This window comes from Streptosporangium minutum, from assembly GCF_002149035.1.
Lineage (GTDB): Bacteria > Actinomycetota > Actinomycetes > Streptosporangiales > Streptosporangiaceae > Streptosporangium > Streptosporangium minutum.
On sequence record NZ_NGFP01000043.1, the window covers coordinates 17,385 to 43,175 of the forward strand.

The 25,791-nt window shown below is 69.1% G+C and carries 19 protein-coding genes and 1 pseudogene; 14 read left to right on the forward strand and 6 right to left on the reverse strand.

Annotation, left to right across the window (positions count from 1 at the left end):
• Positions 1-445 precede the first annotated feature (445 nt).
• Complete coding sequence (locus CA984_RS12225) at positions 446-1,624, forward strand: Cmx/CmrA family chloramphenicol efflux MFS transporter (RefSeq protein ID WP_086571374.1); 1,179 nt, start codon at positions 446-448, stop codon at positions 1,622-1,624.
• Positions 1,625-1,952: 328 nt separating this feature from the next.
• Entirely contained in the window at positions 1,953-2,423 is a 471-nt protein-coding gene (locus CA984_RS12230) for a hypothetical protein (RefSeq protein WP_133061641.1), read from the forward strand.
• A 200-nt stretch (positions 2,424-2,623) separates the two neighbouring features.
• Here CA984_RS12230 and CA984_RS12235 read toward each other — a convergent pair whose 3' ends face one another.
• Positions 2,624-3,076: an Lrp/AsnC family transcriptional regulator gene (locus CA984_RS12235; protein ID WP_086571378.1), complete on the reverse strand. Its 453-nt coding sequence runs from the start codon at positions 3,074-3,076 to the stop codon at positions 2,624-2,626.
• A gap of 144 nt (positions 3,077-3,220) precedes the next feature.
• Between CA984_RS12235 and CA984_RS12240 the strand changes: the two genes are divergently transcribed.
• Both CA984_RS12240 and CA984_RS12245 read left to right on the forward strand, forming a co-directional pair.
• Positions 3,221-4,036: an LLM class flavin-dependent oxidoreductase gene (locus CA984_RS12240; RefSeq protein WP_242675905.1), complete on the forward strand. Its 816-nt coding sequence runs from the start codon at positions 3,221-3,223 to the stop codon at positions 4,034-4,036.
• A complete protein-coding gene (locus CA984_RS12245; RefSeq protein ID WP_086571382.1) occupies positions 4,033-4,458 on the forward strand; it encodes a nucleoside deaminase in 426 nt (141 codons plus the stop codon). Before CA984_RS12240 ends, CA984_RS12245 begins: the two co-directional genes overlap by 4 nt.
• A 167-nt stretch (positions 4,459-4,625) precedes the next feature.
• Here CA984_RS12245 and CA984_RS12250 read toward each other — a convergent pair whose 3' ends face one another.
• The 3 genes from CA984_RS12250 to erm all read right to left on the reverse strand — a co-directional run bounded on the left by CA984_RS12250 (position 4,626) and on the right by erm (position 7,007).
• Positions 4,626-4,829: a cold-shock protein gene (locus CA984_RS12250; RefSeq protein ID WP_012891170.1), complete on the reverse strand. Its 204-nt coding sequence runs from the start codon at positions 4,827-4,829 to the stop codon at positions 4,626-4,628.
• Positions 4,830-5,177: 348 nt separating this feature from the next.
• Positions 5,178-6,140 carry a threo-3-hydroxy-L-aspartate ammonia-lyase gene (locus CA984_RS12255; protein WP_086571385.1) on the reverse strand — a complete coding sequence of 321 codons (963 nt, stop codon included), beginning with the start codon at positions 6,138-6,140 and terminating at the stop codon, positions 5,178-5,180.
• Between the two features lie 135 nt (positions 6,141-6,275).
• Positions 6,276-7,007, reverse strand: coding sequence for an ErmE/ErmH/ErmO/ErmR family 23S rRNA (adenine(2058)-N(6))-methyltransferase (erm, locus tag CA984_RS12260; protein WP_423229301.1), 732 nt, complete (start codon positions 7,005-7,007; stop codon positions 6,276-6,278).
• A 603-nt stretch (positions 7,008-7,610) separates the two neighbouring features.
• Between erm and CA984_RS12265 the strand changes: the two genes are divergently transcribed.
• From CA984_RS12265 to CA984_RS12275, 3 genes are all read left to right on the forward strand, one after another.
• Complete coding sequence (locus CA984_RS12265) at positions 7,611-13,091, forward strand: ATP-binding protein (RefSeq protein ID WP_086571389.1); 5,481 nt, start codon at positions 7,611-7,613, stop codon at positions 13,089-13,091.
• Positions 13,092-13,148: 57 nt separating this feature from the next.
• Positions 13,149-13,370, forward strand: coding sequence for a TetR/AcrR family transcriptional regulator C-terminal ligand-binding domain-containing protein (locus CA984_RS12270; RefSeq protein WP_086571391.1), 222 nt, complete (start codon positions 13,149-13,151; stop codon positions 13,368-13,370).
• Between the two features lie 253 nt (positions 13,371-13,623).
• Positions 13,624-14,463 (forward strand): alpha/beta fold hydrolase, encoded by an 840-nt coding sequence (locus tag CA984_RS12275; protein ID WP_086571393.1) that lies wholly within the window; start codon positions 13,624-13,626, stop codon positions 14,461-14,463.
• A gap of 167 nt (positions 14,464-14,630) precedes the next feature.
• On the opposite strand, the gene CA984_RS12280 is transcribed toward CA984_RS12275, so the two are convergent.
• Positions 14,631-15,341 carry a pyridoxamine 5'-phosphate oxidase family protein gene (locus CA984_RS12280; protein ID WP_086571395.1) on the reverse strand — a complete coding sequence of 237 codons (711 nt, stop codon included), beginning with the start codon at positions 15,339-15,341 and terminating at the stop codon, positions 14,631-14,633.
• Positions 15,342-15,572: 231 nt separating this feature from the next.
• Here CA984_RS12280 and CA984_RS12285 point away from each other — a divergent pair, with 231 nt between their 5' ends.
• The 3 genes from CA984_RS12285 (at position 15,573) to CA984_RS12295 (ending at position 19,111) form a co-directional block, all read left to right on the forward strand.
• The gene (locus tag CA984_RS12285; RefSeq protein WP_086571397.1) at positions 15,573-16,961 is read left to right on the forward strand and encodes a cytochrome ubiquinol oxidase subunit I; all 1,389 of its coding nucleotides are present in this window, start codon (positions 15,573-15,575) and stop codon (positions 16,959-16,961) included.
• Positions 16,962-16,971: 10 nt separating this feature from the next.
• Positions 16,972-17,955, forward strand: a complete 984-nt coding sequence (gene cydB / locus CA984_RS12290; protein WP_086571399.1) for a cytochrome d ubiquinol oxidase subunit II — start codon at positions 16,972-16,974, stop codon at positions 17,953-17,955.
• 313 nt (positions 17,956-18,268) lie between these two features.
• Entirely contained in the window at positions 18,269-19,111 is an 843-nt protein-coding gene (locus CA984_RS12295) for an IS5 family transposase (protein WP_086571401.1), read from the forward strand.
• 28 nt (positions 19,112-19,139) lie between these two features.
• On the opposite strand, the gene CA984_RS12300 is transcribed toward CA984_RS12295, so the two are convergent.
• Positions 19,140-19,655 carry a hypothetical protein gene (locus tag CA984_RS12300; RefSeq protein WP_133061642.1) on the reverse strand — a complete coding sequence of 172 codons (516 nt, stop codon included), beginning with the start codon at positions 19,653-19,655 and terminating at the stop codon, positions 19,140-19,142.
• Between the two features lie 165 nt (positions 19,656-19,820).
• Between CA984_RS12300 and CA984_RS12305 the strand changes: the two genes are divergently transcribed.
• The 4 genes and pseudogenes from CA984_RS12305 to CA984_RS12320 all read left to right on the forward strand — a co-directional run.
• Positions 19,821-20,318, forward strand: a complete 498-nt coding sequence (locus CA984_RS12305; protein ID WP_086571405.1) for an NUDIX domain-containing protein — start codon at positions 19,821-19,823, stop codon at positions 20,316-20,318.
• A 338-nt stretch (positions 20,319-20,656) separates the two neighbouring features.
• Positions 20,657-21,214, forward strand: a pseudogene (locus CA984_RS12310) (transposase); the annotation flags it as partial.
• Between the two features lie 226 nt (positions 21,215-21,440).
• The gene (locus CA984_RS49255; protein WP_423229302.1) at positions 21,441-21,635 is read left to right on the forward strand and encodes a pentapeptide repeat-containing protein; all 195 of its coding nucleotides are present in this window, start codon (positions 21,441-21,443) and stop codon (positions 21,633-21,635) included.
• Between the two features lie 1,073 nt (positions 21,636-22,708).
• Positions 22,709-25,791, forward strand: a 3,083-nt coding sequence (locus CA984_RS12320; RefSeq protein WP_133061643.1) for an Ig-like domain-containing protein, incomplete at its 3' end; no start/stop codon positions are given.

A 25,791-nucleotide genomic window follows, 5' to 3' on the forward strand; every position in this document is an offset into this window, starting at 1 on the left:
GGAATGGGGGTGTTCTGCGCGCGGACGTACTCCAACAGATGGAAACCTTGCCCATCTTCCTTGCGGCTCACGACGACCGCCAGGGCAAGCCGTCGCCTCATGGGGGATTTGTCCTTTTATTGAGCTTTTAAGGCACTCAATGGGAAGGCGTGGCTCAAATGTAATGGTAACCGGCACATTCCACCGGAAACCTTGCCCGCTTCGGCGTTGGGCTCCGTCGCGGGGACGAGAACCGATGTGCGCAGAGCGGTTCGGCTGAGTATCGTGCTTGCCATGTCGAGCCCAGAGGCATCCAAGGTGGGGGCTTTCGGTCACCCGTCAGCCCCCTGAACCACTGAACCGTCCTGTTCCGCCGCACGATGGCGGCAGGCGACAGGAGTAGTCGGGCCGCTGGCCGCGGTGACGAGACGTCTCATCTGATCTCTCATCACCCCGGAGTCTCTGGATGCCTCTCCCTCTCTATCTGCTTGCCGTGGCGCTCTTCGCCATGGGCACGTCAGAATTCATGCTCGCCGGCCTGCTGCCGGACATCGCCGCAGACCTCGGCGTTCCGGTTGCGACGGCGGGACTGCTCACATCGGCCTTCGCCGTCGGAATGGTCGTCGGCGCCCCGCTCATGGCGGGACTCGCGCGCCGGTGGCCACGGCGATCCAGCCTGCTGGGCTTTCTCGGCCTGTTCCTGGCCGCACACGTCGTCGGCGCATGCACCGGCAGCTTCACCGTCCTGCTCGCCACCCGGATCGTCGCGGCGCTCGCCAACGCCGGTTTCCTGGCGGTCGCGCTCACCGCGGCCGCCGAACTGGTCCCTTCCGACCGGAAGGGCCGGGCCCTGGCCGTCCTGCTGGCGGGCACCACGGTCGCCACCGTCGCGGGGGTCCCCGGCGGCGCCTTGCTGGGGACGCTACTCGACTGGCGCGCCGCCTTCTGGGGGATGGCGTTGTTGTGCCTGCCCTCGGCGCTCGGCGTAGTGCGCGGCATTCCCGCCAGGACGGAACGACCAGGCGAGCCGGCAGGGCCGGATCTACGCCGGGAGCTCGCCGAACTACGGCGTCCGCGACTGCTCCTGGTCCTGCTGCTGGGCGCGCTGGTGAACGCCGCGACGTTCGGCACTTTCACCTTCCTCGCTCCGATCGTCACCGATGTGGCCGAACTGGATCCGCTGTGGGTCTCCGCCGTACTGGTGCTGTTCGGCCTGGGGTCCTTCGTCGGCGTCACCGCCGCCGGGCGGCTGTCCGACCAGCGGCCCGGCGCCGTCGTCGCAGTCGGCGGGCCGTTGCTGCTCGGCGGCTGGATCGCCCTCGGCCTCACCGCGTCCGATCCGATCGCTCTGCTGATCCTCGCGTTCACCCAGGGGGCGCTCTCCTTCGGCCTCGGGAGCACGCTGATCGCACGCGTGCTGTACGAGGCCGCGGGAGCGCCGACCATGGCGGGCTCCTACGCCACCGCCGCTCTCAACGTCGGGGCTACCGCCGGTCCCGTCATGGCCGCCGCCACGTTGAACACGCGCCTGGCCGAACTGGGACCCGTCTGGGCCAGTAGCGCCCTGGTCGCAGTCGCACTCCTCATCGCGCTGCCCTTCCGTCAGGTCCTCCGACTCGGCGATCACGAGGGGAGCATGCGATGACGTACCGCGACGCGCCGTCGGACATCGAGGTCCGACGGCGGCTCCTCGACCGGCGCCGGACCCCGCCGATCGCCTGACGGAGCACAGAGGCAGGGGTTTCGGGGAGGACCGAAAAGTGTTGTGACCCCCGTTCCGGCAACGGCAGGCTTCTCTCGCCGGCGGCCATGACCTCCCGGTCGCCGGAACCCCGAACGCGCCCGTGACCGGGCATCGGACGTGAAACCTCAGAGGAGACGAAATGACTCATGCGGTCGCGACACGACGCGCTGGAACCAAGCGGAGACGAGGAATTCTGGTTTCCGCCGTCGCCGCCGCCGCGGTAGTCCTGATGGCCAATCCCGCACTGGCCCACCAGGAGTTCTCCGATGGCACGGCGCAAAAAGTGGCGACGGTGCGGACCGTTCTGGCGCCCAGCATCTGGTACGACCTCTCCGACCTGGGGATCGGCTGCCCCGCCACCGCGGCGGCCAAGTTCTACCCGACCTGGACGGTGTCCAATGTCACCTCCACCTCCGCGTACGTGCGGACGTTGAAGATCACATTCACCCCCGCCGCCTCCGGGGCGACCCTCGGCGCGTCGGATCTGGTCGACGGCAACGGCACCAACAAGTGGCACGGCCTCTGGAATGTCGGGCCGGTGTCCAAGGCCGGGGTCACCAAGACGTTCACTTTCAACAAGACAGTGGCCTTCGGCAGGGGCGGCAAGCTGTACTTCCAGCAGCAGTTCGCTCTCAACGGAGGAGGCGGGGGCAGCTGCACGACTCCCAAATCCGTGTACTTCTATCTCCGGCCGATCTGATCGGCACACAACTGACGGACACGATCCCGGTTGACCGGTAGGCGGCCGGGATCGTGCGGCGAAGCGGGTAGCGGCGCCCGGGCGGGGAGGCGAGAAGGCCCCGCCCGGGCGCCGGCCGCCTGAACTCCTTTGAGGGAATGAGGTTCAACACCTGCGGCACTCGCGGCGACTCAGCGGGGTCCGTACGGCTGCCGCGCATCTCAGACCCGAGGCTCCCGAGGCCCGCGGTAGGGCAGTGTCTGGCTGTAGACGATATTGGTGGTGGTGCTGCCGAGCCGGGCCAGTTCGTTGACGAGCTGTTCGAGGTGGGGCATGGAGGCCGCGGCCACCTTCAGCGTGTAGCAGTCGTCGCCGGTGGTCCTGAGGCATTCCAGGATCTCGAAGCGCTCGTCGAGCAGCCGGTGCAGCGGCTGGTGTTGGCTGCCGGGATACTTGAGGCGCACCACGGCGAGCACGGGGAAGCCGACCTTCGCCAGGTCGACGGCGGCGTGGTAGCCGGTGATGACGCCCGCCGCCTCCAGCCGCTTGACCCGCTCGGTCGTCGCGGAGGCGCTGAGGTTCACCCGCCTCCCCAGCTCGGTGAGCGGGATACGGCCGTCTCTCTGGACCTCGGCCAGGATCGCCCAATCGGTGGCGTCGAGAATCTCGGTCATCGGGCAAAGATACCGGCAGATCCACGGCTTATAGCGCTGTACACCGGCATAGGTCTCTTCCAGTGGGAGGTGACCGCTGGATAGCATAAACAGGTGCAAATAGGCATTAATGTTCCAAATTTTGGACCTGGCACCGATCCCGGCATGCTGCGGAGCTGGGCGCAGACGGTGGAGGGACTGGGCTTCGACCTGCTGATGGTCTCCGACCACGTCGTGGTGACACCCGACGTCGCGGAGCAGTACCCGGCGCCGTTCTACGAACCCTTCACCACCCTCGCGTGGCTGGCCGGGATCACCGGCCGGGTCCGGCTCGGAACCACGGTGCTCATCGTGCCGTACCGGCACCCGCTGCTCATCGCCCGCATGGCCGCCAACCTCAACCAGCTCAGCGGGGGACGGCTGGTCCTCGGCGTGGCCTCCGGGTGGGCGAGGCAGGAGTTCGAGGCACTCGGAGTCCCGTTCCACCAGCGCGGGAAGCTGACCGACGATCATCTCCGGGCCGTGCGCAGCGCCTGGGACGACGACAAGGACTACCGGAGCGGGCGGATACCGATCTGGGTGGGCGGCAACAGCGACGCCGGCCTGCGCCGGGCGGTACGTCTCGGTGAGGCATGGCATCCGCTGCGGTCCACCCTTCCCTGGCTGCGCGAGGCGGTGGACAGGATGAAGACCGTCGCGGACGAGCAGGGACGGCCGGTGCCCGCCCTGGCCCCTCGCATCGCCCTGCGACTCACCGAGTCGCCGATCACCGACCCCGGGCGGCTCGCCGGCGAGGGCACGATCGACCAGGTCGTCGACGACCTGGAACAGCTCCGTCTCCTCGGCGCCGACACCGTCGTGCTCGATCCGTTCAACGGCGACCCGCGCGAGACGTGCCGTCCGGAGACGGCGTGGCGGGCACTCGCGACCGTAGCCGCCTGCCGGGACCACAACACCCTCACATCGACGGAGCACCAGTGACACACGACGACGAACGACTTCTCCGCAGGGCCATCGAGCTCGCCGGTACGGCACGGGCGGCCGGCGACCCGCCGTTCGGATCACTGCTGGCGGGACCGGACGGCAGCGTGATCGCCGAAGACCGCAACACGGTTCTCACCGACTCCGACATCACCGCCCACCCCGAGCTGAAGCTGGCCAGATGGGCGGCCCGCGAACTCGACCCCGAGACCGCCGCCGCCACCACCATGTACACCAGCTGCCAGCCCTGCGGCATGTGCGCGGGCGCCATCGAACGGTCCGGCCTCGGCCGCGTCGTGTTCGCGCTCTCCACCGAACAGCTCACCGGCCTCAAGCCGCCGGCCACAGGCGCCGGCGCCCGCCAGGAAGGCCCGGCGCTGTTCGAGGAGGCGAGCAAGGCGGTCGAGGGCTACTACCAATGATCCACCACGGGGGAAGGAGCGGGACGGCGCGATCGACGCGAGCGGCACCGGGGACCCCGTGACCGCGCGGAACCGGCCGGCCGCCCGGGCCGGTCCTGCTCCGACCCCGGAACGGGACAGGGCCCGCACCTTTCCAGGTGCGGGCCCTGTCTCGGGCGTGTGCTGCGTCAGACGGGAACGATGTTCTCGGCCTGCGGGCCCTTCTGGCCCTGCGTGATGTCGAAGGAGACCTTCTGGCCCTCCTGCAGCTCACGGTAGCCCTGGGCGGCGATGTTCGAGTAGTGGGCGAAGACGTCAGCGCCGCCGCCGTCCTGCTCGATGAAGCCGAAGCCCTTTTCCGAGTTGAACCACTTCACGGTTCCAGTCGCCATGTCAATCTCCTTCGATAGGGGGCAGAGCCGGAATCCGCCTTGCACGGATTCCGCGTCGCCGCGATGAGCCCACCGGAGATGACCGGTAAAACAAAATGCACCTGAGGGTCACATCCCGCCAGGTGCACACAGAGTTTCATGGGTACCGCAACTGCAACTGGATTAACGGTACCACCTGTGCGGGCCGGAGTACGAGGCCACCCGGGTTCTGCCCGTCATTTTCCGGCCCGGAAGGGCTCGGAGCTCTCCCGAAGGGTGCGGATCGCCAGGAAAACCGCCCCCCGACAGGGCCGGCGACCACGCGGTCAGCGCGGATACCATCGGCGGCCTCTCCGCGCCGGTCGGTGATCATGGCGCCAGCAGCGACACGAAGCGGTCGAGGTCGACGTTGCCGCCGCTGACGATCACACCGATCCGTCGGCCTCGCAGCCGGGGGGCGAGTTTGCGGACGGCGGCGAAACCGAGGCATCCGGTGGGCTCGACGACGATCTTCATGACCGACCCGAAGATCCGCATGCATTCGACGAGTTCGGCGTCGGTGGCGGTGAGGATGTCGTCGACCTCGCGACGGATGATCTCGAACGTGTGGGCGCCGAGATGCTGGGTCTGCGCGCCGTCGGCGATGGTCTCAGGGGTGTCGATATGGACCACGGCCCCCTGGCGCAGGGACTGCTGGCCGTCGTTCCCGGCTTCGGGTTCGACGCCGTACAGCTCGCAGCCGGGCGAGAGCGACCGGGCCGACAGCGCCGTACCGGAGAGCAGCCCGCCGCCGCCGAGAGGCACGAAGATCGCGTCGAGGTCGCCGACCTCGTCGAACAGCTCCTTGGCGGCGGTGCCCTGACCGGCGATCACATGAGGGTGGTCGTAGGGCGGGATCAGCGTGAGACCGCGGTCGGCGGCCAGCGCACGGCCGATCTCCTCCCGGTCCTCGGTGTAGCGGTCGTAGGTGACGACCTGCCCCCCGTACCCCTTGGTGGCGGCCACCTTCGCGGCCGGCGCGTCGTGTGGCATGACGAGCGTGGCCGGGATCTCCAGCATCCGGGCGGCCAGGGCGATCGCCTGGGCGTGGTTGCCCGAGGAGTAGGCGACCACGCCGGCACGCCGCTGCTCGGGGGTGAACCGCGACAGGGCGTTGAACGCGCCGCGGAACTTGAAGGCGCCCATGCGCTGGAAGTTCTCGCACTTGAACACCACGTCGGCGCCGACCAGTTCGTTGATCCGGCGTGAGCGCAGCGCCGGGGTGCGGTGGGCGTGTGGCGCGATGAGGGCGGCGGCGCTCCGGACGTCGTCATAGGTCGGGGACAGGGACACGGCGCCTCTTTCCGGGTGTCGGCGTAGGTGCGATGGGCCGGTTCTTCCCACCCGGACCGGTCCGAACCCGGTGGCGTCAGCGGTGCGACGGCGGAGCGGGCCGGGGACCGCGCGGCGCGGTCCCCGGCCGGGTGATCATCCGGTGTGGTGGAGACGGTCGAAGAGGAGCGGCCACAGATCGGGGTGGACGTGCGCGACGACCGCGCCGCGGGCGACGCCCGCGGCGGCGAAGGCCGCGTCGACCTGGTCGGCCGGGTAGCGCAGCCGCATGGTCGCGTGCAGGGAGCCGCCCAGGCCGGTGAAGCCGTAGTCGACGAAGGCGCGGTAGCCTGGCAGATCGGGCGCCTGGGAGCGGCGTTCGATCCGCAGGATGGCCGAGTCGACCGCGGGGACGGGCCGGAACACCTCACGGCTGAGGTGGCCCAGCAGCTCCCAGCTGTACCAGGGCCAGGTCTGCACGGTCAGCATGCTCCACCGGCCGAAGTCGCCGGTGCGTTTGCGGGCGTACTCCAGCTGGGTGGTCAGGGTGGCCGAGGTGAGCTCGGGCGCCCGCAGGCACCAGTCGACGATCTTCGAGGTGATCGAGTAGGGGATGTTCCCGGCGACCGCGAACGGCTCGCGCGGCGCGCGGGCGGTCAGGAAGTCTCCCCGGACGACGCGGATGCGGGCGTCGTCCCGGGTGCGGGCGGCCAGCCTCCCCGCCAGCAGCGGATCGACCTCGTAGCCGACGACCTGGCCGCAGGTCTCGGCGAGCGCCCGGGTCAGGACGCCCTCTCCCGCGCCGGGCTCCAGCACCAGGTCGTGCGGGCCGACGGCCTCGACGATCCGGGCGACGGCGTCGGGGTCGACGACGAAGTTCTGCGACAGGGTGCGCCTGGCCTGGTCGCGGCCGGTTCTGCCACCGCCGCCGCGGGCTTTCTTCTGGGTGTGCGAGTAGTTTCCGTGAGCGAAGGACTGCGCCACAGGTGTTGCCCTTTCGGGTCCGAGAGGAAGTGGTCTCGGAGGCCCAGGGCTCGCGCAGAGAGAGGCAGGAGCCTTCTCTACCGGCCCGAGGCCGGGTTGTGGCGGAAGCGGATGAAGAACTGGGGCGCGTGGCACGTGAACGACATGCGGCTCAGGCTAGGGAGCCGCGCGCCGTGCGCACAAACGGTTTTACGGCCGCCCGGCCGACAGCCGGCGGACCGGACATTCGGTCCGGCCGCCTGGCCGGTCCCCGCGATCCGGGCGTCTCTCCGGTCACCCATGTCGCAGGGCGCAGTCGTGTTTTGTGGCAGACCTTGCGTGAAACGGCGGCCGGGCGGTGTGGCCGGTACGGTTTTTGTGGAGTTCCCACAACGAAGCAGCTCCGCCATGCACGATGGGGGACATTGGTGTACCCGGCGGTAATCAAGCAGGGTGTAGACAGGTACAGGCGACGCTCCGGGTCCCGGGCGTCGCCTTCTGTGCGTGGGTAGTTGGGAGTCTCAGCTGGTGTTCAGTCGTGTCGCCATCGTCAACCGTGGAGAGGCTGCGATGCGGCTCATCCACGCCGTCCGCGAACTTTCGGCGGAAACCGGGGCGCGGATCGAGACGGTCGCCCTCTACACCGAGGCCGACCGCAACGCGACCTTCGTCCGTGAAGCGGACGTCGCCTACTCGCTGGGCCCCGCCTCTGCCCGCCCGTACCTCGACCACGCCGTCCTGGAGCGGGCGCTGACCGAGACCGGGGCCGACGCCGCGTGGGTCGGCTGGGGGTTCGTCGCCGAGGATCCGGCGTTCGCCGAGTTGTGCGAGAAGATCGGCGTCACCTTCGTCGGGCCGAGCGCGGAGGCGATGCGCAAGCTCGGCGACAAGATCGGCGCCAAGCTCATCGCCGAGGAGGTCGGCGTCCCGGTCGCGCCGTGGAGCCGCGGCGAGGTCGCCACCCTCGAGGACGCGCTGCGCGCCGGCGGCGAGATCGGCTACCCGCTGATGCTCAAGGCGACCGCGGGCGGCGGCGGGCGCGGCATCCGCATGGTCGCCTCGGAGGAGGACCTGGCCGACGCCTACGAGCGCACCAGCCAGGAGGCGCTGCGCGCGTTCGGCTCCGGCGTGGTCTTCCTGGAGCGCTTGGTCACCGGCGCCCGGCACGTCGAGGTCCAGGTCATCGCCGACGGGCAGGGCACCGCGTGGGCGCTGGGCGTCCGGGACTGCTCGGTGCAGCGGCGCAACCAGAAGGTCATCGAGGAGTCCGCCTCCCCGGTTCTGACGATCGAGCAGACCGCCGAGCTGAAGGCGTCGGCCGAGCGGCTCGCCGTGGCCGTCGGCTACTGCGGCGCCTGCACCGTCGAGTTCCTCTACCACCCCGGCGAGAAGCTGTTCGCCTTCCTTGAGGTCAACACCCGGCTGCAGGTCGAGCACCCGATCACCGAGATCACTACCGGCACCGACCTGGTCCGGCTGCAGCTGCATGTGGCGAACGGCGGGAAGCTGGAAGGCGCCCAGCCGGTCGAGGCAGGCCACGCCATCGAGGCCCGGCTCAACGCCGAGGACCCCGACCGCGACTTCGCGCCCGCCCCGGGCCGCATCGCGCGTCTCATGCTGCCCACCGGGCCCGGCATCCGCGTGGACACCGGCGTCAGCGAGGGCGACACCATCCCGGCCGACTTCGACTCGATGATCGCGAAGATCATCGCCTACGGCCGCGACCGCGAGCAGGCGCTGGGCCGGCTGCGCCGCGCGATGGCCGAGACCACGGTGATCATCGAGGGCGGCGCCACCAACAAGAGCTTCGTGCTCGACCTGCTCGACCAGCCCGAGGTGATCGACGCGAGCGCCGACACCGGCTGGATCGACCGCGTGCGCGCCGAAGGCCGCCTGGTCAACCATCGGCACTCCGCGATCGCCCTGGCCGCCGCCGCGATCGAGGCCTACCAGGACGAGGAGGAGGTCAGCCGCCAGCGGCTGCTCTCCACCGCGCGCGGCGGGCGCCCGCAGGTGCAGCACGACTCGGGCCGCCCGCTGGCCCTCAAGCTCCGCGGTGTCGGCTACCGGGTGAGCGTGGCCCGGGTCGGGCACAGGCGGTTCCGCGTCGGCCTCTCCGGCGGTGACGCCCCGGCCGACGTCGAGGTGGAGCGGTTCGACGCGCACAGCGGCCGGATCGTGGTCAACGGCCGCAGGTTCCGGCTGATGTCGGCCACCCACGGGCCGATCCACCTGGTCGAGGTCGACGGCGTCACGCACCGGATCAGCCGCGACGAGGGCGGTGTCGTCCGCTCTCCCGCGCCCGCGCTGGTGGTCGCGACGCCGTTGTCGGTCGGTGACGAGGTCGAGTCGGGCGCTCCGCTCCTGGTGCTGGAGAGCATGAAGATGGAGACGGTGCTGCGCGCGCCGTTCCGCGCCCGCGTCCGTGAGTGCCCGGTGTCGGTGGGCAGCCAGGTCGAGACCGGCGCGCCGCTGATGCGGCTGGAACCGCTGTCCGACGAGGGCGCCGAGGAGGGGGAGCCGGCCGCCGAGACCATCGAGATCGAGCTGCCCGCGGAGCCCGCGGGGGCATCGGCGGCCGAGCGCGTCGAGCGCGGTCTGCAGGACCTGCGCAGCCTGCTGCTCGGCTTCGACGCCGACCCCCACGACCACAAGCGGGTGCTGTCGGACTACCTGGCCGCGCGCGCCGAGCTGGGCGGGCGGCCGCTCGAGGGCGAGCTGGACCTGCTCACCGTGTTCGCCGACCTGTCCGAGCTGAGCCGCAACAAGCCGGGCGGCGAGCTCGACGTCGAGCCGGACAGCCCGGTGCACAGCCCGCGCGAGTTCTTCCACAGCTACCTGCGGAGCCTCGACGTCGAGCGCGCCGGCGTCACCGAGAGCTTCCAGGCCAAGCTCACCAAGGTCCTTGCCCACTACGGCATCGCCGATCTCGACCGCACGCCGGAGCTGGAGGCCGCGGTCTTCCGGATCTTCCTGGCCCAGCAGCAGATGAGCACCGACGTCGCGATCGTGTCGGAGCTGCTACGCCAGTGGCTGGCCGGCGCGCCGCCGCTCGAGTCGCTCAGCGAGCGCGTCGGGCTCACCCTCGAACACCTGGTCGAGGCCACGCAGGTGCGCTTCCCCATGGTGTCCGACCTGGCCCGGGGTGTGGTGTTCCGCTGGTTCGCCCAGCCGCTGCTGCGCCGCAACCGCGCCAAGGTCTACGCCGCGGTGCGCGATGAGCTGCGTTACCTGGACCACAACCCGGACGCGCCGGACCGCGCCGAGCGTATCCAGGTCATGGTGGCCAGCGCCGAGCCGCTGGTCCGGCTGATCGGTCAGCGGATCGGCCGGCTCGGGCGGGACCACGCGCCGCTGCTGGAGGTGCTGACCCGCCGCTACTACGGCAACCGCGGGCTGTCGGAGGTCACCGTACGGGAGACCGCGGGCTGCCGGTTCGTCACCGCCGAGCACACCGGCTCAGGCGGCGTGACACGCGTGCTCACCACCGCCGTCGACATCGCCGCCCTGCCCGGCGCCATCGGCGCCATCGGCACGTTCGCCGCCGACGCCGGCGCCGACGAGCACGGGCTGGTCGCCGACCTCTACGTCACCTGGGAGGACCAGCCCGACGCCGACGCGATGGCGGTGCGGCTCGGACAGCTCCTCGCGGAGCACCCGCAGCCCGCGGGCGTCCGCCGGATCACCACCACCGTCGCCGGCACCAGCGGCGCCGTGATGCACCACCACTTCACCTTCCGGCCCGACGGCGCGGGCTTCGTCGAGGACCGGCTGATCCGCGGCCTGCACCCGCAGATCGCAGAGCGCCTGCAGCTGCAGCGGCTGCGCGAGTTCGACCTCACCCGGCTGCCGTCCGCGGACGAGGAGATCTACCTGTTCAAGGCCGTGGCGCGCAGCAATCCGGCCGACGAGCGCCTCATCGCGATGGGCCAGGTCCGCGACCTGACACCGCTGCGCGAGGCCGACGGCAGGCTGGTCGCACTGCCCGCGGTGGAGGACGCGATCACCGCGGGCCTGGACGCGATCCGCAACATCCAGGCGCAGCGCCCCCAGAACAAGCGGTTCGACACCAACCGGATCATGTTGTACGTCTGGCCGTCGACCGAGCTGTCCACCGACGAGCTGAACGCGCTGGTCCAGCGCATCCTGCCGACCACCGCGGGCGCGGGGCTGGAGGAGGTCCAGTGCATAGCCCGCCGGCGCACCGCGGCCGGCGAGCTGACCGAGGTCGCCGTGCGGATCACCCTCGACCCGGGCCACGGCGCGCGCCTGCACGTCGGCGCGCCGTCGGCGGAGCCGGTGCAGCCGCTGGACGACTACCGTCAGAAGGTGCTGCGCGCGGCCCGGCGCGGGAACGTCTACCCGTACGAGCTGACCGGCCTGCTCGCCGGGCCGGAGGGCAGCTTCGTCGAGCACGACCTCGACGACCACGGCGCGCTCGTGCCGGTGGACCGGCCGAAGGGGAGGAACGCCGCGGCGATCGTGGCGGGCGTCGTCACGACGCCGACCGAACGGCACCCCGAAGGCGTCACCCGTGTGGTCCTGCTCGGCGACCCGACGAAGGCGCTGGGCGCGCTGTCGGAACCGGAGTGCTCGCGGGTGATCGCCGCGCTCGACCTCGCCGAGCGGATGCGGGTCCCACTGGAGTGGTTCGCGCTGTCGGCGGGCGCGCGGATCTCGATGACCTCGGGCACCGAGAACATGGACTGGGTCGCGGCCGCGCTCAAGCGGATCGTCACGTTCACCCAGGACGGCGGCGAGATCAACATCGTGGTCGCCGGGATCACCGTCGGCGCCCAGCCGTACTGGAACGCCGAAGCGACGATGCTCATGCACACCAAGGGCATCCTGGTGATGACGCCGGACTCGGCGATGGTGCTCACCGGCAAGCAGTCGCTGGACTTCTCCGGCGGCGTGTCGGCCGAGGACAACTTCGGCATCGGCGGCTACGACCGCGTGATGGGGCCGAACGGCCAGGCGCAGTACTGGGCGCCCAACCTGCAGTCCGCCCGCGACGTGCTGATGGCGCACTACGACCACACCTACGTCGTGCCCGGCGAGACGGCGCCGCGGCGTGCCCGCACCACCGACCCGGTCGACCGCGACGTCTCCGGGTTTCCGCACGCGATCGTCGGCAGCGACTTCACCACCGTCGGCCAGATCTTCTCGGCCGAGCACAACCCGGACCGCAAGAAGCCGTTCGACATCCGCACGGTGATGCGCGCCCTGTCCGACCAGGATCACCCGGTGCTGGAACGCTGGGCGGGCATGGCTGACGCGGAGACGTCCGCGGTGCAGGACGTGCACATCGGCGGCTGGCCGGTCTGCCTGATCGGCATCGAGTCGCGGTCGGTGCCGCGGCGCGGCTTCCCGCCCACTGACGGGCCGGACACCTACACCGCGGGCACGCTGTTCCCGCGGTCGTCGAAGAAGACCGCGCGGGCGATCAACTCGGCGTCCGGCAACCGGCCGCTGGTGGTGCTGGCGAACCTGTCCGGGTTCGACGGCTCGCCGGAGTCGATGCGCAAGCTCCAGCTGGAGTACGGCGCGGAGATCGGCCGGGCGATCGTCAACTTCGACGGGCCGATCGTGTTCTGCGTGATCTCCCGTTACCACGGCGGCGCGTTCGTGGTGTTCTCCAAGGCGCTCAACCCGAACATGACCGTGCTGGCACTGGAAGGCTCGTTCGCCTCGGTGCTCGGCGGCGCCCCGGCGGCTGCCGTGGTGTTCTCCGGTGAGGTGAACAACCGCACCGCGACCGACCTGCGGGTGACCGATCTGCAGACACAGGTCTCGGCGGCCAGCGGCGCCGAGCGGGCGGCGCTGAACGCCCGGCTCGCCGAGCTGCAGTCCGCCGTCCGGGCGGAGAAGCTCGGCGAGGTCGCCGCCGAGTTCGACCGGGTGCACAGCATCCAGCGCGCGGTCGAGGTCGGCTCGGTGGACGCGATCATCGGCGCCGCCGAGCTGCGGCCGCGGATCATCGAGGCCATCGAGCGCGGAATGGCCTGACGCTTCGCGAAACCGGCCGCACCCCCGGCGCGGCCGGTTTCGCGATTTTCGGGGATAATGATCGTCGCCCGCGCGGTCGAGCGCGGCGAGCTGCCCGACGTGCCGCGTTCGCCCCGCGTGGTGAACCTGCCGTTGGACCTGTTGCGCCACGACATGTTCATGACGATGCGCGCGGTGCCGGACGAGTCGATCATCGAGTTCGTGGACGAGGTGTGGCTGCCACTGCTGGGGGCGCTCGGGGTCCCGTCCACGTCGCCGGCTCCGGCGCCACCGGCCTGACCCTCGCCTGCGACGGCCCGCCGGGCGTCGCCGTCCGCCTCGTCAAGCGGGCCGGGCATCCCGGCGCCGCCTCCCACGCCCGGACGGTTCGATCCCCGTGCCCTGGAAGCGGGGCAAAAGGACCAGCCGGGCAGCGCGCACCCGCCAAAACGCATCACTTTAGATGCATCGAACTTGATGTATCTATTTTGATGCTTTATGGTCGGCCAGGACCGGCCGGAACCGGCCGGTCCTGGCCGAGAGGACATTGCCGATGGACACCGCCACGACGACAGAGCCGACGACGGGCCTGCTGCGGGTGCCGGGCGCCACGCTCTACTACGAGGTCCGTGGCACCGGCCCGGTGCTGCTGATCTCCCAGAGCGGCGAGGGCGACGCCGGGCGCAGCAAGGACCTGGTCGACCGACTCGTGACCGACTACACCGTGGTCACCTACGACCGCCGCGGCCTGTCCCGCAGCACGCCGGACGACCCCGCCCGCGGGGTGACCATGACCGAACACGCCGACGACGCGCACCGGCTGCTGACCGCCCTCACCGACAGGCCGGCGCTCATGCTCGGCTGCAGCCTCGGCGCCTCCATCGGGTTCCATCTGGCCGTCGACCACCCCGGTCAGATCAGCACGCTCATCGCCCACGAGCCCGTCACCCCGCGGCTGCTGCCCGCCGACCAGCGCGCCCATCATGAGAGGGAACTCGAGCACATCCAGCGGGTCCACCGCCGCGACGGCCTGGCCGCGACCTTCAAGGTGATCGCCGAGGTGCTCGGCATCGACCCCGCCAGCCCCGACGTCGAGCCCGGCCTCACCCCGCAGCCGATGACCCCCCAGCGGATGCGTAACTTCGACTTCTTCGTCGAGCACGACTTCACCGCGGTCATCCGCGACACCCTCGACGTCGCCGCGCTCACCGGCACCCCGACCCGCATCGTGCCGATCGCCGGCCGTACCACCCCGCGCACCGTCTTCGACAACAAGTGCGCCTTCGCGCTGGCGGACATGCTCGGCGCCGACCTGCAGTGGTTCCCCGGCGGCCACAACGGCAACACCACCCACCCCAACGCCTACGCCGCCCGCCTGCGCGAAGTCCTCTGACCCGGCCGGCGTGGTCGACGACGCCGGCGGTGGAGGCGACCGCCTGCCTGATCGCCGGGGAACGGCCGGCGGCCTCCCGGCAGAGCACCCCGGCGGCGTCGGAGGAGCGGGGCGGATGCGGCGGCCGTTGAGGGCGGAGCCGGCCTCGGTCACCACCCGGTCCGGCTTCAGCCGCCGGCGGGAGGAGGCGGGCCGTCGGGCAGGTCGTGCCCGCGCCGGATGCGGCGGCCGGTGATCTCGGAAGGGACGATCCTGACGTAGAGCCCGCGGTCGCCTCCCGCCCAGGGCTGGACCCCCGAGGCCGCCGCCGCCGCCTCCWCCTCGGAGGTGGCGGCATGGTGGAGACCGCCCCGTACCAGCACGCTCCACCCCTCCCGGTTGGCGTCGTCGATTCGGTCGACCTCGAAGGCGATCTTGAAATCGACGCCCTTGATCCCGGTGCGCAGGTCCGCGTCGAGCGGGCCGCCGAAGGCGGTCCGGAAGATCACGGACCCCTCGTGCAGGACGTAGTTGACCGGCAGGATCGCCGGGCCGCCGAGATCGTTGAAGGCCACCCGGCCCACCCCTCCGGGGGAGATCAGCCGCAGGCACTCCTCCGGGTCCAGTTTCTCCAACTCGGGAAGGGCGGCGGGGCGTCCGTGCCCGGGCGGCAGATCAATGGTCCCGCCGAGCAGCTCCTGGGCGCTGGTCTCCAGCGCGGAGGCCAGGCGGCCCACGGTCTCGGCGGCGGGGGAGGCCGCCGTCTCCTCCAGATAGGCGAGGTAGCCGGGGTCGATACCGGCCCGCCGCGCCAGCCGCTCCCGATCGAGGCCGAGGCTCTCGCGCCGTCGGGCGATCCGGCGGCCGAGGTCACCGGGGGCCGTGATGCGTTCGGTCATGGGATTCCCCCAACGGAAGGTGGATGTCTTCTCAGCCGGGACGCTACGTTACGGCGCGGCGCGGGGGCAGGGCCGAAAGTCCCGCCCGTCACGGCCGGGCGACCTCATCGGTCCAGGTGTCCACCCCACACGGGCCGGGACCAAGGTCCCTGCAAGCAGGGCCCGCCGGCCCTACGGCGGACCCTGACTTTTCGGTGAGGCTTCAGTGACTCACTGATGACTTGGAGCGCGATGGACGTCTTGGACCTCTCTCGTTGGCAGTTCGGCATAACGACCGTCTACCATTTTCTGTTCGTGCCGCTGACGATCGGCCTGTCGATCATCGTTGCCGGATTCCAGACGGCCTGGCACCGCACCGGGAATCCCGCCTACCTGCGGCTGACCAAGTTCTTCGGGAAGCTCTTCCTGATCAACTTCGCGATGGGCGTGGTCACCGGCATCGTGCAGGAGTTCCAGTTCGGCATGAACTGGAGCGACTACTCACGCTTCGTCGGGGACGTCTTCGGTGCCCCGCTGGCCATGGAAGGTCTCATGGCCTTCTTCCTGGAGTCCACTTTCCTCGGCCTGTGGATCTTCGGATGGGACAAGCTGTCGCCGAGGCTCCACCTGGCGACGATCTGGGCGGCCGCGATCGGCACGAACCTCTCCGCCTACTTCATCCTGGCGGCCAACTCCTGGATGCAGCATCCGGTCGGCTACCGGCTCAACCCCGTCACCGGCCGGGCCGAGCTGACCGACATCTGGGCGGTGCTCACCAACTCCACGACCCTGGTGACGTTCCCGCATGTGATCTTCGGGGCGTTCGTCACCGCCGGGGCGTTCGTCGCGGGGGTGAGCGCCTGGCACCTGCTGCGCAAGAAGGACGTCGAACTGTTCCGCGTCTCCGCTCGCACGGCGATGACCGTCACCCTGGTCGCCTCCATCGGAGTCGCCCTGTCGGGCCACTGGCAGGCCCAGATCATGACCGAGCAGCAGCCGATGAAGATGGCCGCCGCCGAGGCGTTGTGGGAGGACGAGAACTCCGCCGGCTTCTCGCTGTTCGCCGTCGGCGACGTCGAGAACGGCCGCAACCACATCAACCTGCAGATCCCGTACGGCCTGAGCCTGCTGTCCACCAACACGCTGGACGGCCACGTCGAGGGCGTCAACGACATCCAGACCCGCTACGAGGCCGCCTACGGCCCCGGGGACTACAAGCCCGTCGTGGGCATCGCCTACTGGTCCTTCCGCCTCATGATCGGCTTCGGGATGCTGGCCGCGCTGCTCGCGCTCGCCGGCCTCTGGGCCACCCGGCGCGGACGGCTTCCGGACAACCCGTGGTTCCACCGGCTGGCGATCCTGGGCATCGGCCTGCCGTTCCTGGCCAACTCGATGGGATGGATCTTCACCGAGATGGGCCGCCAGCCGTGGACCGTCTTCGGGATCATGCGTACCGCGGCCGCGGTCTCACCCGGCGTGGACGTCACCGAGGTCGCCATCACCCTGGTCGGCTTCACCCTGGTCTACGCGGTGCTCGCGGTCGTCGAGATCCGGCTGCTGCTGAAGTTCATCCGGATCGGCCCCGACGCCGAAGGCGAGCCCGACCAGCCCACCGACACCGTCCCCGCCCTGTCCTACTGAAGAAGCTGCCATGGAACTCACCACCGTCTGGTTTCTGCTCATCGCCGTTCTGTGGACCGGCTACTTCGTGCTGGAGGGCTTCGACTTCGGCGTCGGCATCCTGCTCCCGCTGCTCGGCCGCGACGAGTCCGACCGGCGCACCCTCGTCCGGAGCATCGGGCCGGTGTGGGACGGCAACGAGGTCTGGCTGATCGTGGCCGGGGGCGCGACCTTCGCCGCGTTCCCCGAGTGGTACGCCACCCTGTTCTCCGGCTTCTACCTGCCGCTGTTCCTCATCCTGCTGGCCCTCATCGTGCGTGGCGTCGCCCTGGAGTACCGCGGCAAGAGCGACAGCACCCGCGGCTGGGACCGGGCGTTCTTCTGGGGGTCGCTCGGGCCGGCGTTCCTGTGGGGCGTGGCCTTCGCCAACATCGTGCGCGGTGTCCCGCTGGACGCCGACCACGAGTACACCGGTTCGCTGCTCACCCTGCTCAACCCCTACGCGCTGCTCGGCGGCCTGGCAACGCTCACGCTCTTCACCTTGCACGGCGCGGTCTTCATCCGGTTGAAGACCGACGGGGAGCTGCGGGAGCGCGCCGGGCGGCTGGTCCGCGTGATCGGACTGGCGGCCCTGGTCATCGGCGGCGCCTTCCTCGTGACGACCCAGCTGATGGTGGGCAAGCCCGCCACCTGGGGCAGCGTCGCGGTGGCCGCCGTCGCGATCGCGGGCGCCCTGGTCGCGACACTGCGCGGCCGCGACGGCTGGTCGTTCGCCGCCAACACGGTGGCCATCGTCGCGGTCACCGTCACTCTGTTCGCGAGCCTGTGGCCCAACGTGATGCCCGCACTCGACCCGGCCAACAGCCTCACCGTGGACAACGCCTCCTCCACCTCGTACACGCTCACGGTGATGACCTGGGTCGCGGTCATCTTCATGCCCCTGGTGCTGGCCTACCAGGGGTGGACCTACTGGGTGTTCCGGCGCCGTCTCACCCGCGTGCCCGGCGGCAGCTGAGCGGCGGGACCCCACGGAGGCGCCCGGTGCGCGGACCCGTCGTCACCGGGCGCGTGCCGGGCCTCACCTCCGGGCGATGTCGGATCTCGAAAGGCCGTCAGACCGGCAGAATCGGGAAACAACCCGCATCCTCGGTGCGACCCGCTGTCAGCCCGGGGCGGCCAAGGACGCCGCCTGGACCACCCCTGACCGACCCGGGCCGGCCTGACTTAGTGGCTGCGCGGATAGGGGCGGTTGGGGAGACTGGTGGCAGAGCGGGTACGAGTCCTGGCGATCATGGAGTGGCGACATTGTGTGATCGTTGGGGAGACTTGTGCCTGTTCTGCCGTCCTGGCTGACCGAACCGCTGCGGGAGCAGTTCGCGGCCCTGTTGCCAATGCGGCCGGAGTTCCACCCGGGCCATCCGTTGGGCTGTCATCGCAGGCGTATCGGTGACCGGGTCGTCTTCGACAAGCTGCTGCAGCTGCTGCGTTTCGGCTGTTCCTACGAGGCGATCGCGGATGCGACGTGCTCGGCCACGACGCTCCGCAACCGTCATGACGAGTGGATACGTCTGGATGTCTTCGCGCAGTTCAAGCGGATCGCGCTGGAGTCCTACGACCGGATCGTCGGCCTGGTCCTGGACCGGATTGCTGTGGACGGCTGCATCACCAAGGCGCCTGGTGGTGGTGAGGTGGCGGGGCGTTCCCCGGTCGACCGCGGCAAGCAGGGCTTGAAGCGTTCCGGGATGACGGACGGTTACGGCATTCCGCTGGGCCGTGTCCTGGCCGGAGCGAACCGTCACGACTCCCCGCCGCTCGCCGCGACCCTGGACCTGCTGGACGACCTCCGGCCCCTGCCCGACGACATCACCGTGCACCTGGACGCCGGCTACGACTCCGACAAGACCCGCGCCCTGCTCGCCGAACGTGGCCTGGACGGCCGGATCGCGCACAAGGGCGAGAAGGCACCGGTCCAGGCAAGCGACAGGTGGCATGTGGAGCGTACCCATGCCTGGCAGAACGCCTTCCAGCGCCTCGCCCGCTGCCACGAACACCACGCAACGGTCATTAACGCGTTCTTCGATCTCGCCGACACCGTCATCACCGTACGCAGCCTGATCCACCGGACCTGGACAACCCACCGCTGGGACAACCGACCCAACCGCCACCCGTGAACACACGCCCGATGGCGCGTCGAGCGGTTCATTGCTCGACGTCGAGGCCCTCAACGTCGACAGGCTGCCTTCCGTTGAACGTCACGAGGATTCCGTAGGGGTCCGCCAGCCGGAGCCTGCTCTCCGTGAAACGGATTGCCCAGGTTTGGTCGGCCCACACGGTTGCTTCGGGAACTGCCAGTGGCAACTCCGGAAGGTCGAGCCAGCTCAGTTCCTCAGTTGTGAGCTCGAAGTGCGATTCCCGGAGTCGGGTGCGGCAGTACTCCAAAGCTTGGTCGACGAAGACATCGAAGTGGCTCACGACGTCGTGAGCGAAATGGAGGGTGGCCTCTTCTGGCGGGGCGGCTGGCTCGATCACCAGACTCATCCCGGTCTCGACCGCGCCTGTCGGCTCCGGGAAGTAACCGGTCCAGCAGGCCAGCGATGAAGGGCTCTCCATCCTTCTCAACACAACCCCGGCGATACGCACGGTCGCGGGCAGTTTCGCGTCAACGCCAGGCTCTTCAGCGCCCGAGCTTCTCGTGGGTGCGCCGTTGTCGGTCATCGGCTCAGCATAGGTCAAGCCTGGTCACGATGATGATCGACAGCCGAGGCACGTAGCCACTTGTGCCCTCCGACCCAAGCCCTATTCGCGCGGTCTGTTATCGGGGCTGAGGCATGATCGCCGTCACAGCCCCTGGGCAGGGTGGACGCTGAACGAGGAGACCCCATGGCGATTTCCGCCTACCTGAAGTGGCTACGGCAGCGAGTCGGTCATGCCCTGGTGCTGATGCCGGCGGTGACAGCCGTCATCGTCGATGAGGAGGGCCGCATCCTGCTGGTAGAGGACATCGACACCGACTGGTGGACCCTGCCCGGCGGGTCGATCGATCCTGGCGAGCGGCCGGCGGACGCTCTCGTCCGGGAGATGTGGGAGGAACTCGGCGTTGACGTTGAGCCGAAAGCCGTACTCGGGGTGTTCGGTGGTCCCGAGCTCGTCATCGAGTATCGCAACGGTGACCGTGTCGAATATGTGACGACGGTGTTCGCCTGCCGGATCACCGCCGGCGATCCGGTGGCCGACGGGGAGGAAGTGGCCCGGTTTCGCTTCATCGTCCCTGGCGATCACGAAAGGATGCGCGTGGCACCGTGGACGCGCCACATCCTGACCCGGATCGATCTGCGCGCATCCGAGGCCCGGTTTGATCCCCCTGCCAGAGAACTTTGAATTCTGAGACGGCAGGAAATTGTAGGGACGGCGGTCCAGGGCATCGCTCCTGAATAGGAAACACGCCCGGGGGTGATGGCCGCCCCCGGCTTCGGACGGGGCAGCGGCCCGCCCACCGGAAACGGGCCGGCGACCGGCGGTGGGGTCAGGCTCCGTCTGGTTCGGGCGCGACCTGGCCGGCGGGCTCGGTGTGGGTGAGTTTCAGGCAGTGACGACAGGTGAGCGGGCTCCGGTCGGGGGGCGGCGCCGGGGTCCCAGCCGCTGACGCCGACCATGCAGGCCGGGCCGGGCATGCGCTCGTCGGTGAACCGCTTGGTCCAGGCGCGGCGTGGGTGCTGGTGGAGTGCGGCCGCTCCCGCGAGACGGTCAAGCGCAGCGACCTGGCCGGATGGGCGGCCTATGGCTACTGCGCCAGTCATTCCCGCTATTTCTGGGGGTTGCGGCTGCACCTGTTGTGCACGCTGGGCGGGCTGCCGGTGGCGTTCGCGCTCACCGGCGCCAAGGCCGACGAGCGCGAGACGTTGCTGGGGATGCTGGACGCCGCTCCGGAGTTGATGGCCGCCCACCCAGGTCAGACGATCATCGCTGACAAGAACTACTACGGCCGTGACTTCGAACGGGCTCTCACCGAGCGTGAGGTGCGGCTGCTACGGCCGGCCCGCAAGGGCGAGCCCGAACGGGCCGGAGCAGCACTGTTCAAACCGTTACGGCAGACCATCGAATCGATCAACCAAACCCTTAAAGGACAGCTCGACCTGGAACGACATCGTGCACGCACCCCAGCGGGCGTCGTCATTCGCGTGCTGATCCGGGTCCTCGCGCTGACCGCCGCGATCTGGCACAACGACAAGACCGGCCAGCCGATCAAACGATCCCTGATCGCCTATGACCACTAAATGTGGCCAGACCCCTTGGACTCAATCATCTAGGCGGTATCTACGCACTGGAGCGCATCGCCCGCGATTACCCCACAGTCATGGAGGTGCTGGCCGCCTTCATCCGGGAGCACTCCTGAGACGTCACAACCGGCGAAGCGCCAATCGCGCCGCCGCAGACTGCGCGGCTGCGGACGGATCTTGAAGCCGCTCTCACCGTGATCGGCCGACGTACCGTATCGACGCGATCCTCGCTGGCGCGGACCTCACCAACGCGAACCTCACTAGCGCGCACTTCAGCGGCACGAACCTCACCAACGCGCACCTCGCTGGAGTCATCGGCCTGCCTGCGCATCTGCGGCCCAGGTCGGGGTCACCGACGCGTCCTGAAGGCGGGTCGGCGTCTCCAGAGCAGAATGGCCCCGGGCTCGACGAGGAGTGACGGGGGTGGTGGTGCCCGTTTTGCCCGGTGACCGCTAACTCACGGGAATGGCTATTCCCGCCGCTCCTGATGCGATGACCTGTTGACAAACCCCTTTAGCGCATGCCCGATTTTTAGGTTCATCCCGAACCTTCACATCGCCCACCCCTAAGTCATCAATGCGATGTAGATCACACAGCTTTCTTTCAGGTTTCTCATGGGCGGCTGCCAGGTTCCACGACACCTCTGATCAGCAACAAAGAGATTTTGCGGTCTTGACTCGCTCATGTTGACAACTGTCTGTAGCGATCTCCCCACCAGGATGATCTTGTTTGTCGCCTGTTCATAGGCCAGCATTCGAAATCGCCTGTATGTGTGCTTTTTCGGGTGCCGAGTGTCGTGCGCTCGTTTGCGGTGCGGAGGTATGGCGTGGGCGTTCGACGTGCTCGACCATGGGGTGCCGGCTTGGCGGCCAGCATCGCGGTGATGGTGCCGGCAGCGTGCGCAGGGCAATCTCCCCGCGGACGACCGTGAGCTCTTGGCGCGCCTGGGCGAGATCGGCCACCGGTCGACGTAGATCACGACCGAATCCCATGGAGGCGATCCCCGTCCGGGACGGCGTCGGCGCATCGATCCGGGCGCGCTCGGGGACGGTCCGCACGTCCTCAGCCACCGCTTGGGCTCGCCATCGCTCCCACCATCGACAGACCCTCGTCTGTCGATACTCCGCCGGGAAACTACGAGGTCGCAGGTAGTGAGCGTCGAGAACTCGTGCCGAGAATCAACGTCGGTGAACGGGTCGGTGAGCGGATTTCGACAGGCGTCGGCGCGCTGTCCTGACCTGGGGATACGCCCCTACTTGTCTGCGGCCTATGACACCGACCCGAGCGGAGAGCCATGCTCGGGGCCCCGGCGTCTTGGGTCGGCGCATGAAGCACACGGCACGTCCGCTTCTTTCGAAAACTAGTTCGCCTCTAGGGGTTGTGGCTCCAGGTAAAGCCGGGATAAAAATGATCTGTTTTGCCCGCGTTTTACCTGGTTGAAGGTGGTAAGTGAGAGTCTCAGGAAGATTACGCCGTTCGCGGTTACTCGCGATGGCGCTGGCGGTTCTGATGCCCGTCACGCTGGCGGCAGCACCGGCAGCCGCAGATCCCACCCCCACCCCTACGCCGACGTCGGCGGCGACTGCTCAACCGACCGATCCCGGACTCAAGGCCGCCCGGGAGAAGGCGGCCACGTCCGGCAAACCCGTTGAGGTGCCTTCCCGGTTCACCGAGACCATGAAGGTCTGGGCCAACCCCGACGGCAAGAACCTGCGAGCCGAGCTACACACCCGGCCCGTCCAGCTCAAGAACAAGGCCAGCGGCGCCTGGGAACCTGTCGACACCCGCATCGTGACCCGCGACGGCACGCTGCAGGCCGCACGGGTCAAGACGCCGCTGACCTTCGGCGGGCGCGGCACGAAGCATCTGGTGTCAGCGGCCGAGGAAGAAGGCAAGGTCGCCTTGGGGGTGACCCGGGCACTTCCCGAGCCGAAGATCTCCAGCAACACGATCACCTACCCCGACGCCGTCGCACCGGGAGCCGACCTGGTGGTGCTGGCCCTGGCCGACGGCTTCGTCTCCCAAGTGGTCTTCCGGCGCAAGCCGGACGGCCCGGTGACGGTGCGGCTGCCGCTCACGCTGCCCAAGGGCACCTCGTTCGGCAAGGGTCCCCAGGGGCTGCCGCAGCTGAAGGACGCCAAGGGGCAGGCTAAGGCGGCGCCGGTCGTGCTGACCGCGATGGACGCCAAGGTAGAAGCCTCCCCCGAGGAGGGCAAGAGCTCCCCGGTCACCGCCCGGGTGGAGAGCTCCGGCAAGACCTCGCAGCTGGTGTTCACACCGGACGCCACGTTCCTGGCCGACCCGGCGGTCACCTATCCGGTGACGATCGCCGCCGCCTCCGAATGGTTCGGCGGCGGTACCCCCGACGACGCCTGGGTCAACAAGAACAGCCCGAGCAGCAACAACGCTGCGGCCGGATGGCTGCGTGCCGGCACCACCCAGACCAGTGCCGACATCGCTCGGGTGTACCTGAGGTATGACACCGAGGTCCCGGAGCTTGAGGGCGCCACGGTGGTTGATGCGGATCTGTATGTCTGGAACTACAAGTCCGGCGGCCCCAACGGCCAGCTGTGCGGCAACGAGATCGGGTCGGGCATCGCCGCCTCGCTCATCACCTCTGTCTGGACTACCACCGGCTTGAGCTGGTCCAACCAGCCCTCCAGCGCCGGCATCATGGGGGGCTCAGGCAACAAGGCCGGCTACAACATCGACGCCAGCGGCACCTGGTGCGCCAGTGAAGCGGCGCTCGTGCACCGGATCACCGGCATGGCCCGCGCCTGGATCGAACAGGGCACGGACAACCACGGGCTGGTGCTACGAGCGGTCACCGAGAGCCCGGCGATCAACTGGCGCCAGTACTACTCCAGCGAATACGGCGGCGCCTCCTACCCGGGCTTCCGCCACCCACCCACCCTCATGGTCGAATACATCCCGGCAGAGCCCGAGACCGAGACGGTGATCTTCCGCCACAACGGTCCACCGCTGGCGGAGCCCCCCTCCTACGAGCAGGCGCTCGCCTGGAAGGTGGAGACCTACCCCGAGCCCGTGCCCGTGGAACCGGTGAGCCATCAGCAGCTTCAGGCGCTGCAGACCCAGGTGGTCAACCCCTTCGAGATGAAGGCCGACGACCTTCCCGCCGAACCCCCGCTCGAAGGTGACCCTCAAACGGACACCACTCCCCCGCAGGTGGCCCACACGGTCCCCGGTACGGGCGAGACGAACACCTCAACGTCGTCCCGCGTCATGGTCCGCTTCGACGAGCGGGTCACAGGAGCCGTCTTCACCCTCAAAGACGACCAGGGAAACCCGGTCGAGGGGCAAGGGAACCTGGACACATGGGGGACCTTGCTGGAGTTCGCGCCGCTCAATCGGCTGGCCGCCGGAATGACCTACCAGGCGGAGGTGAGCGGCGCGAAGGATCAGGCCGGTAACACGCAGTCTCCCTATCAGTGGTCTTTCACCACCGACGGCACGGCACCGGCGGTCGTCGAGACCGCCCCCGCGAAGGACGCGACGGGCGTCGCTCCAAGCACCAAGGTAAGCGTCACCTTCAACGAGCCGGTGTCAGATGCCGAGATCGTCATGACCGATGCCGCGGGAACACCTGTTCCTAGTGCCGTAACCGTGGAAGACGAGGGCAAAAGGTGGGTGCTGGCTCCGGGCAGTCCACTCGCAGCGGAGACCACCTACGCCGTCCGAGTCAGCGGAGCCAAGGACGCTTCCGGCAATACGATGCAAGCGCCCTATACCTGGTCCTTCACAACGGGCCAGCTAGATACAACGGCTCCCACGGTGATCAATACGGTCCCGGCCACAGGTGCCACGAACGTCACGCTATCCAGCAAAGTAGCGGTCACCTTCAGCGAACCGGTCACGAACGGCCAGATCACCGTCAAGGGGCCGACCGGCAATCCTGTAACCGGCGACACGACGGCCAGCACCGTCACCACGTTGCTGTTCACGCCGGCTCAGACGCTCTCGGGAACCACGGTTTATGCAGTCGAGGTGAACGGTGCCACCGACACGGCTGGCAACGTCATGACTCCGCACACATGGACATTCACCACCGAGGAGCCACCGCCACCCGCCAATGCCCCCACCGCGTCGGCGTTGAACATCTGGCCCCACAAGGAGGGTGCGGCTACCACGCTGACGCCGGGCTTGTACGCGACGGTCACCGATCCGGAGAGCCGCTCGTCCACGCTGAGCGTCGAGGTGGAACACGACCCGGCCGCCACCGGCCAAGGCAGCGGCCTGATCTGGTCCGGCACATCCCAGAGCCCCTCCACCAGCGGCACGGAAGCCAGTGTGACGGTCCCGGCGGGCAAATTGTCCGACGGCTGGAAACTCCGCTGGCGCGCCCGCGCGACCGCCGGCGGAGTCAACGGCGCCTGGTCACTCTGGTCCACCTTCAGTGTGGAGCTCTCCAAGCCTTCCGTGTCGGCGTTGAACGTCTGGCCCCACAGAAATGGTGCGGCTACCACGCTGACGCCGGGCTTGTACGCGACGGTCACCGATCCGGAGAGCCGCTCGTCCACGCTGAGCGTCGAGGTGGAACACGACCCGGCCGCCAC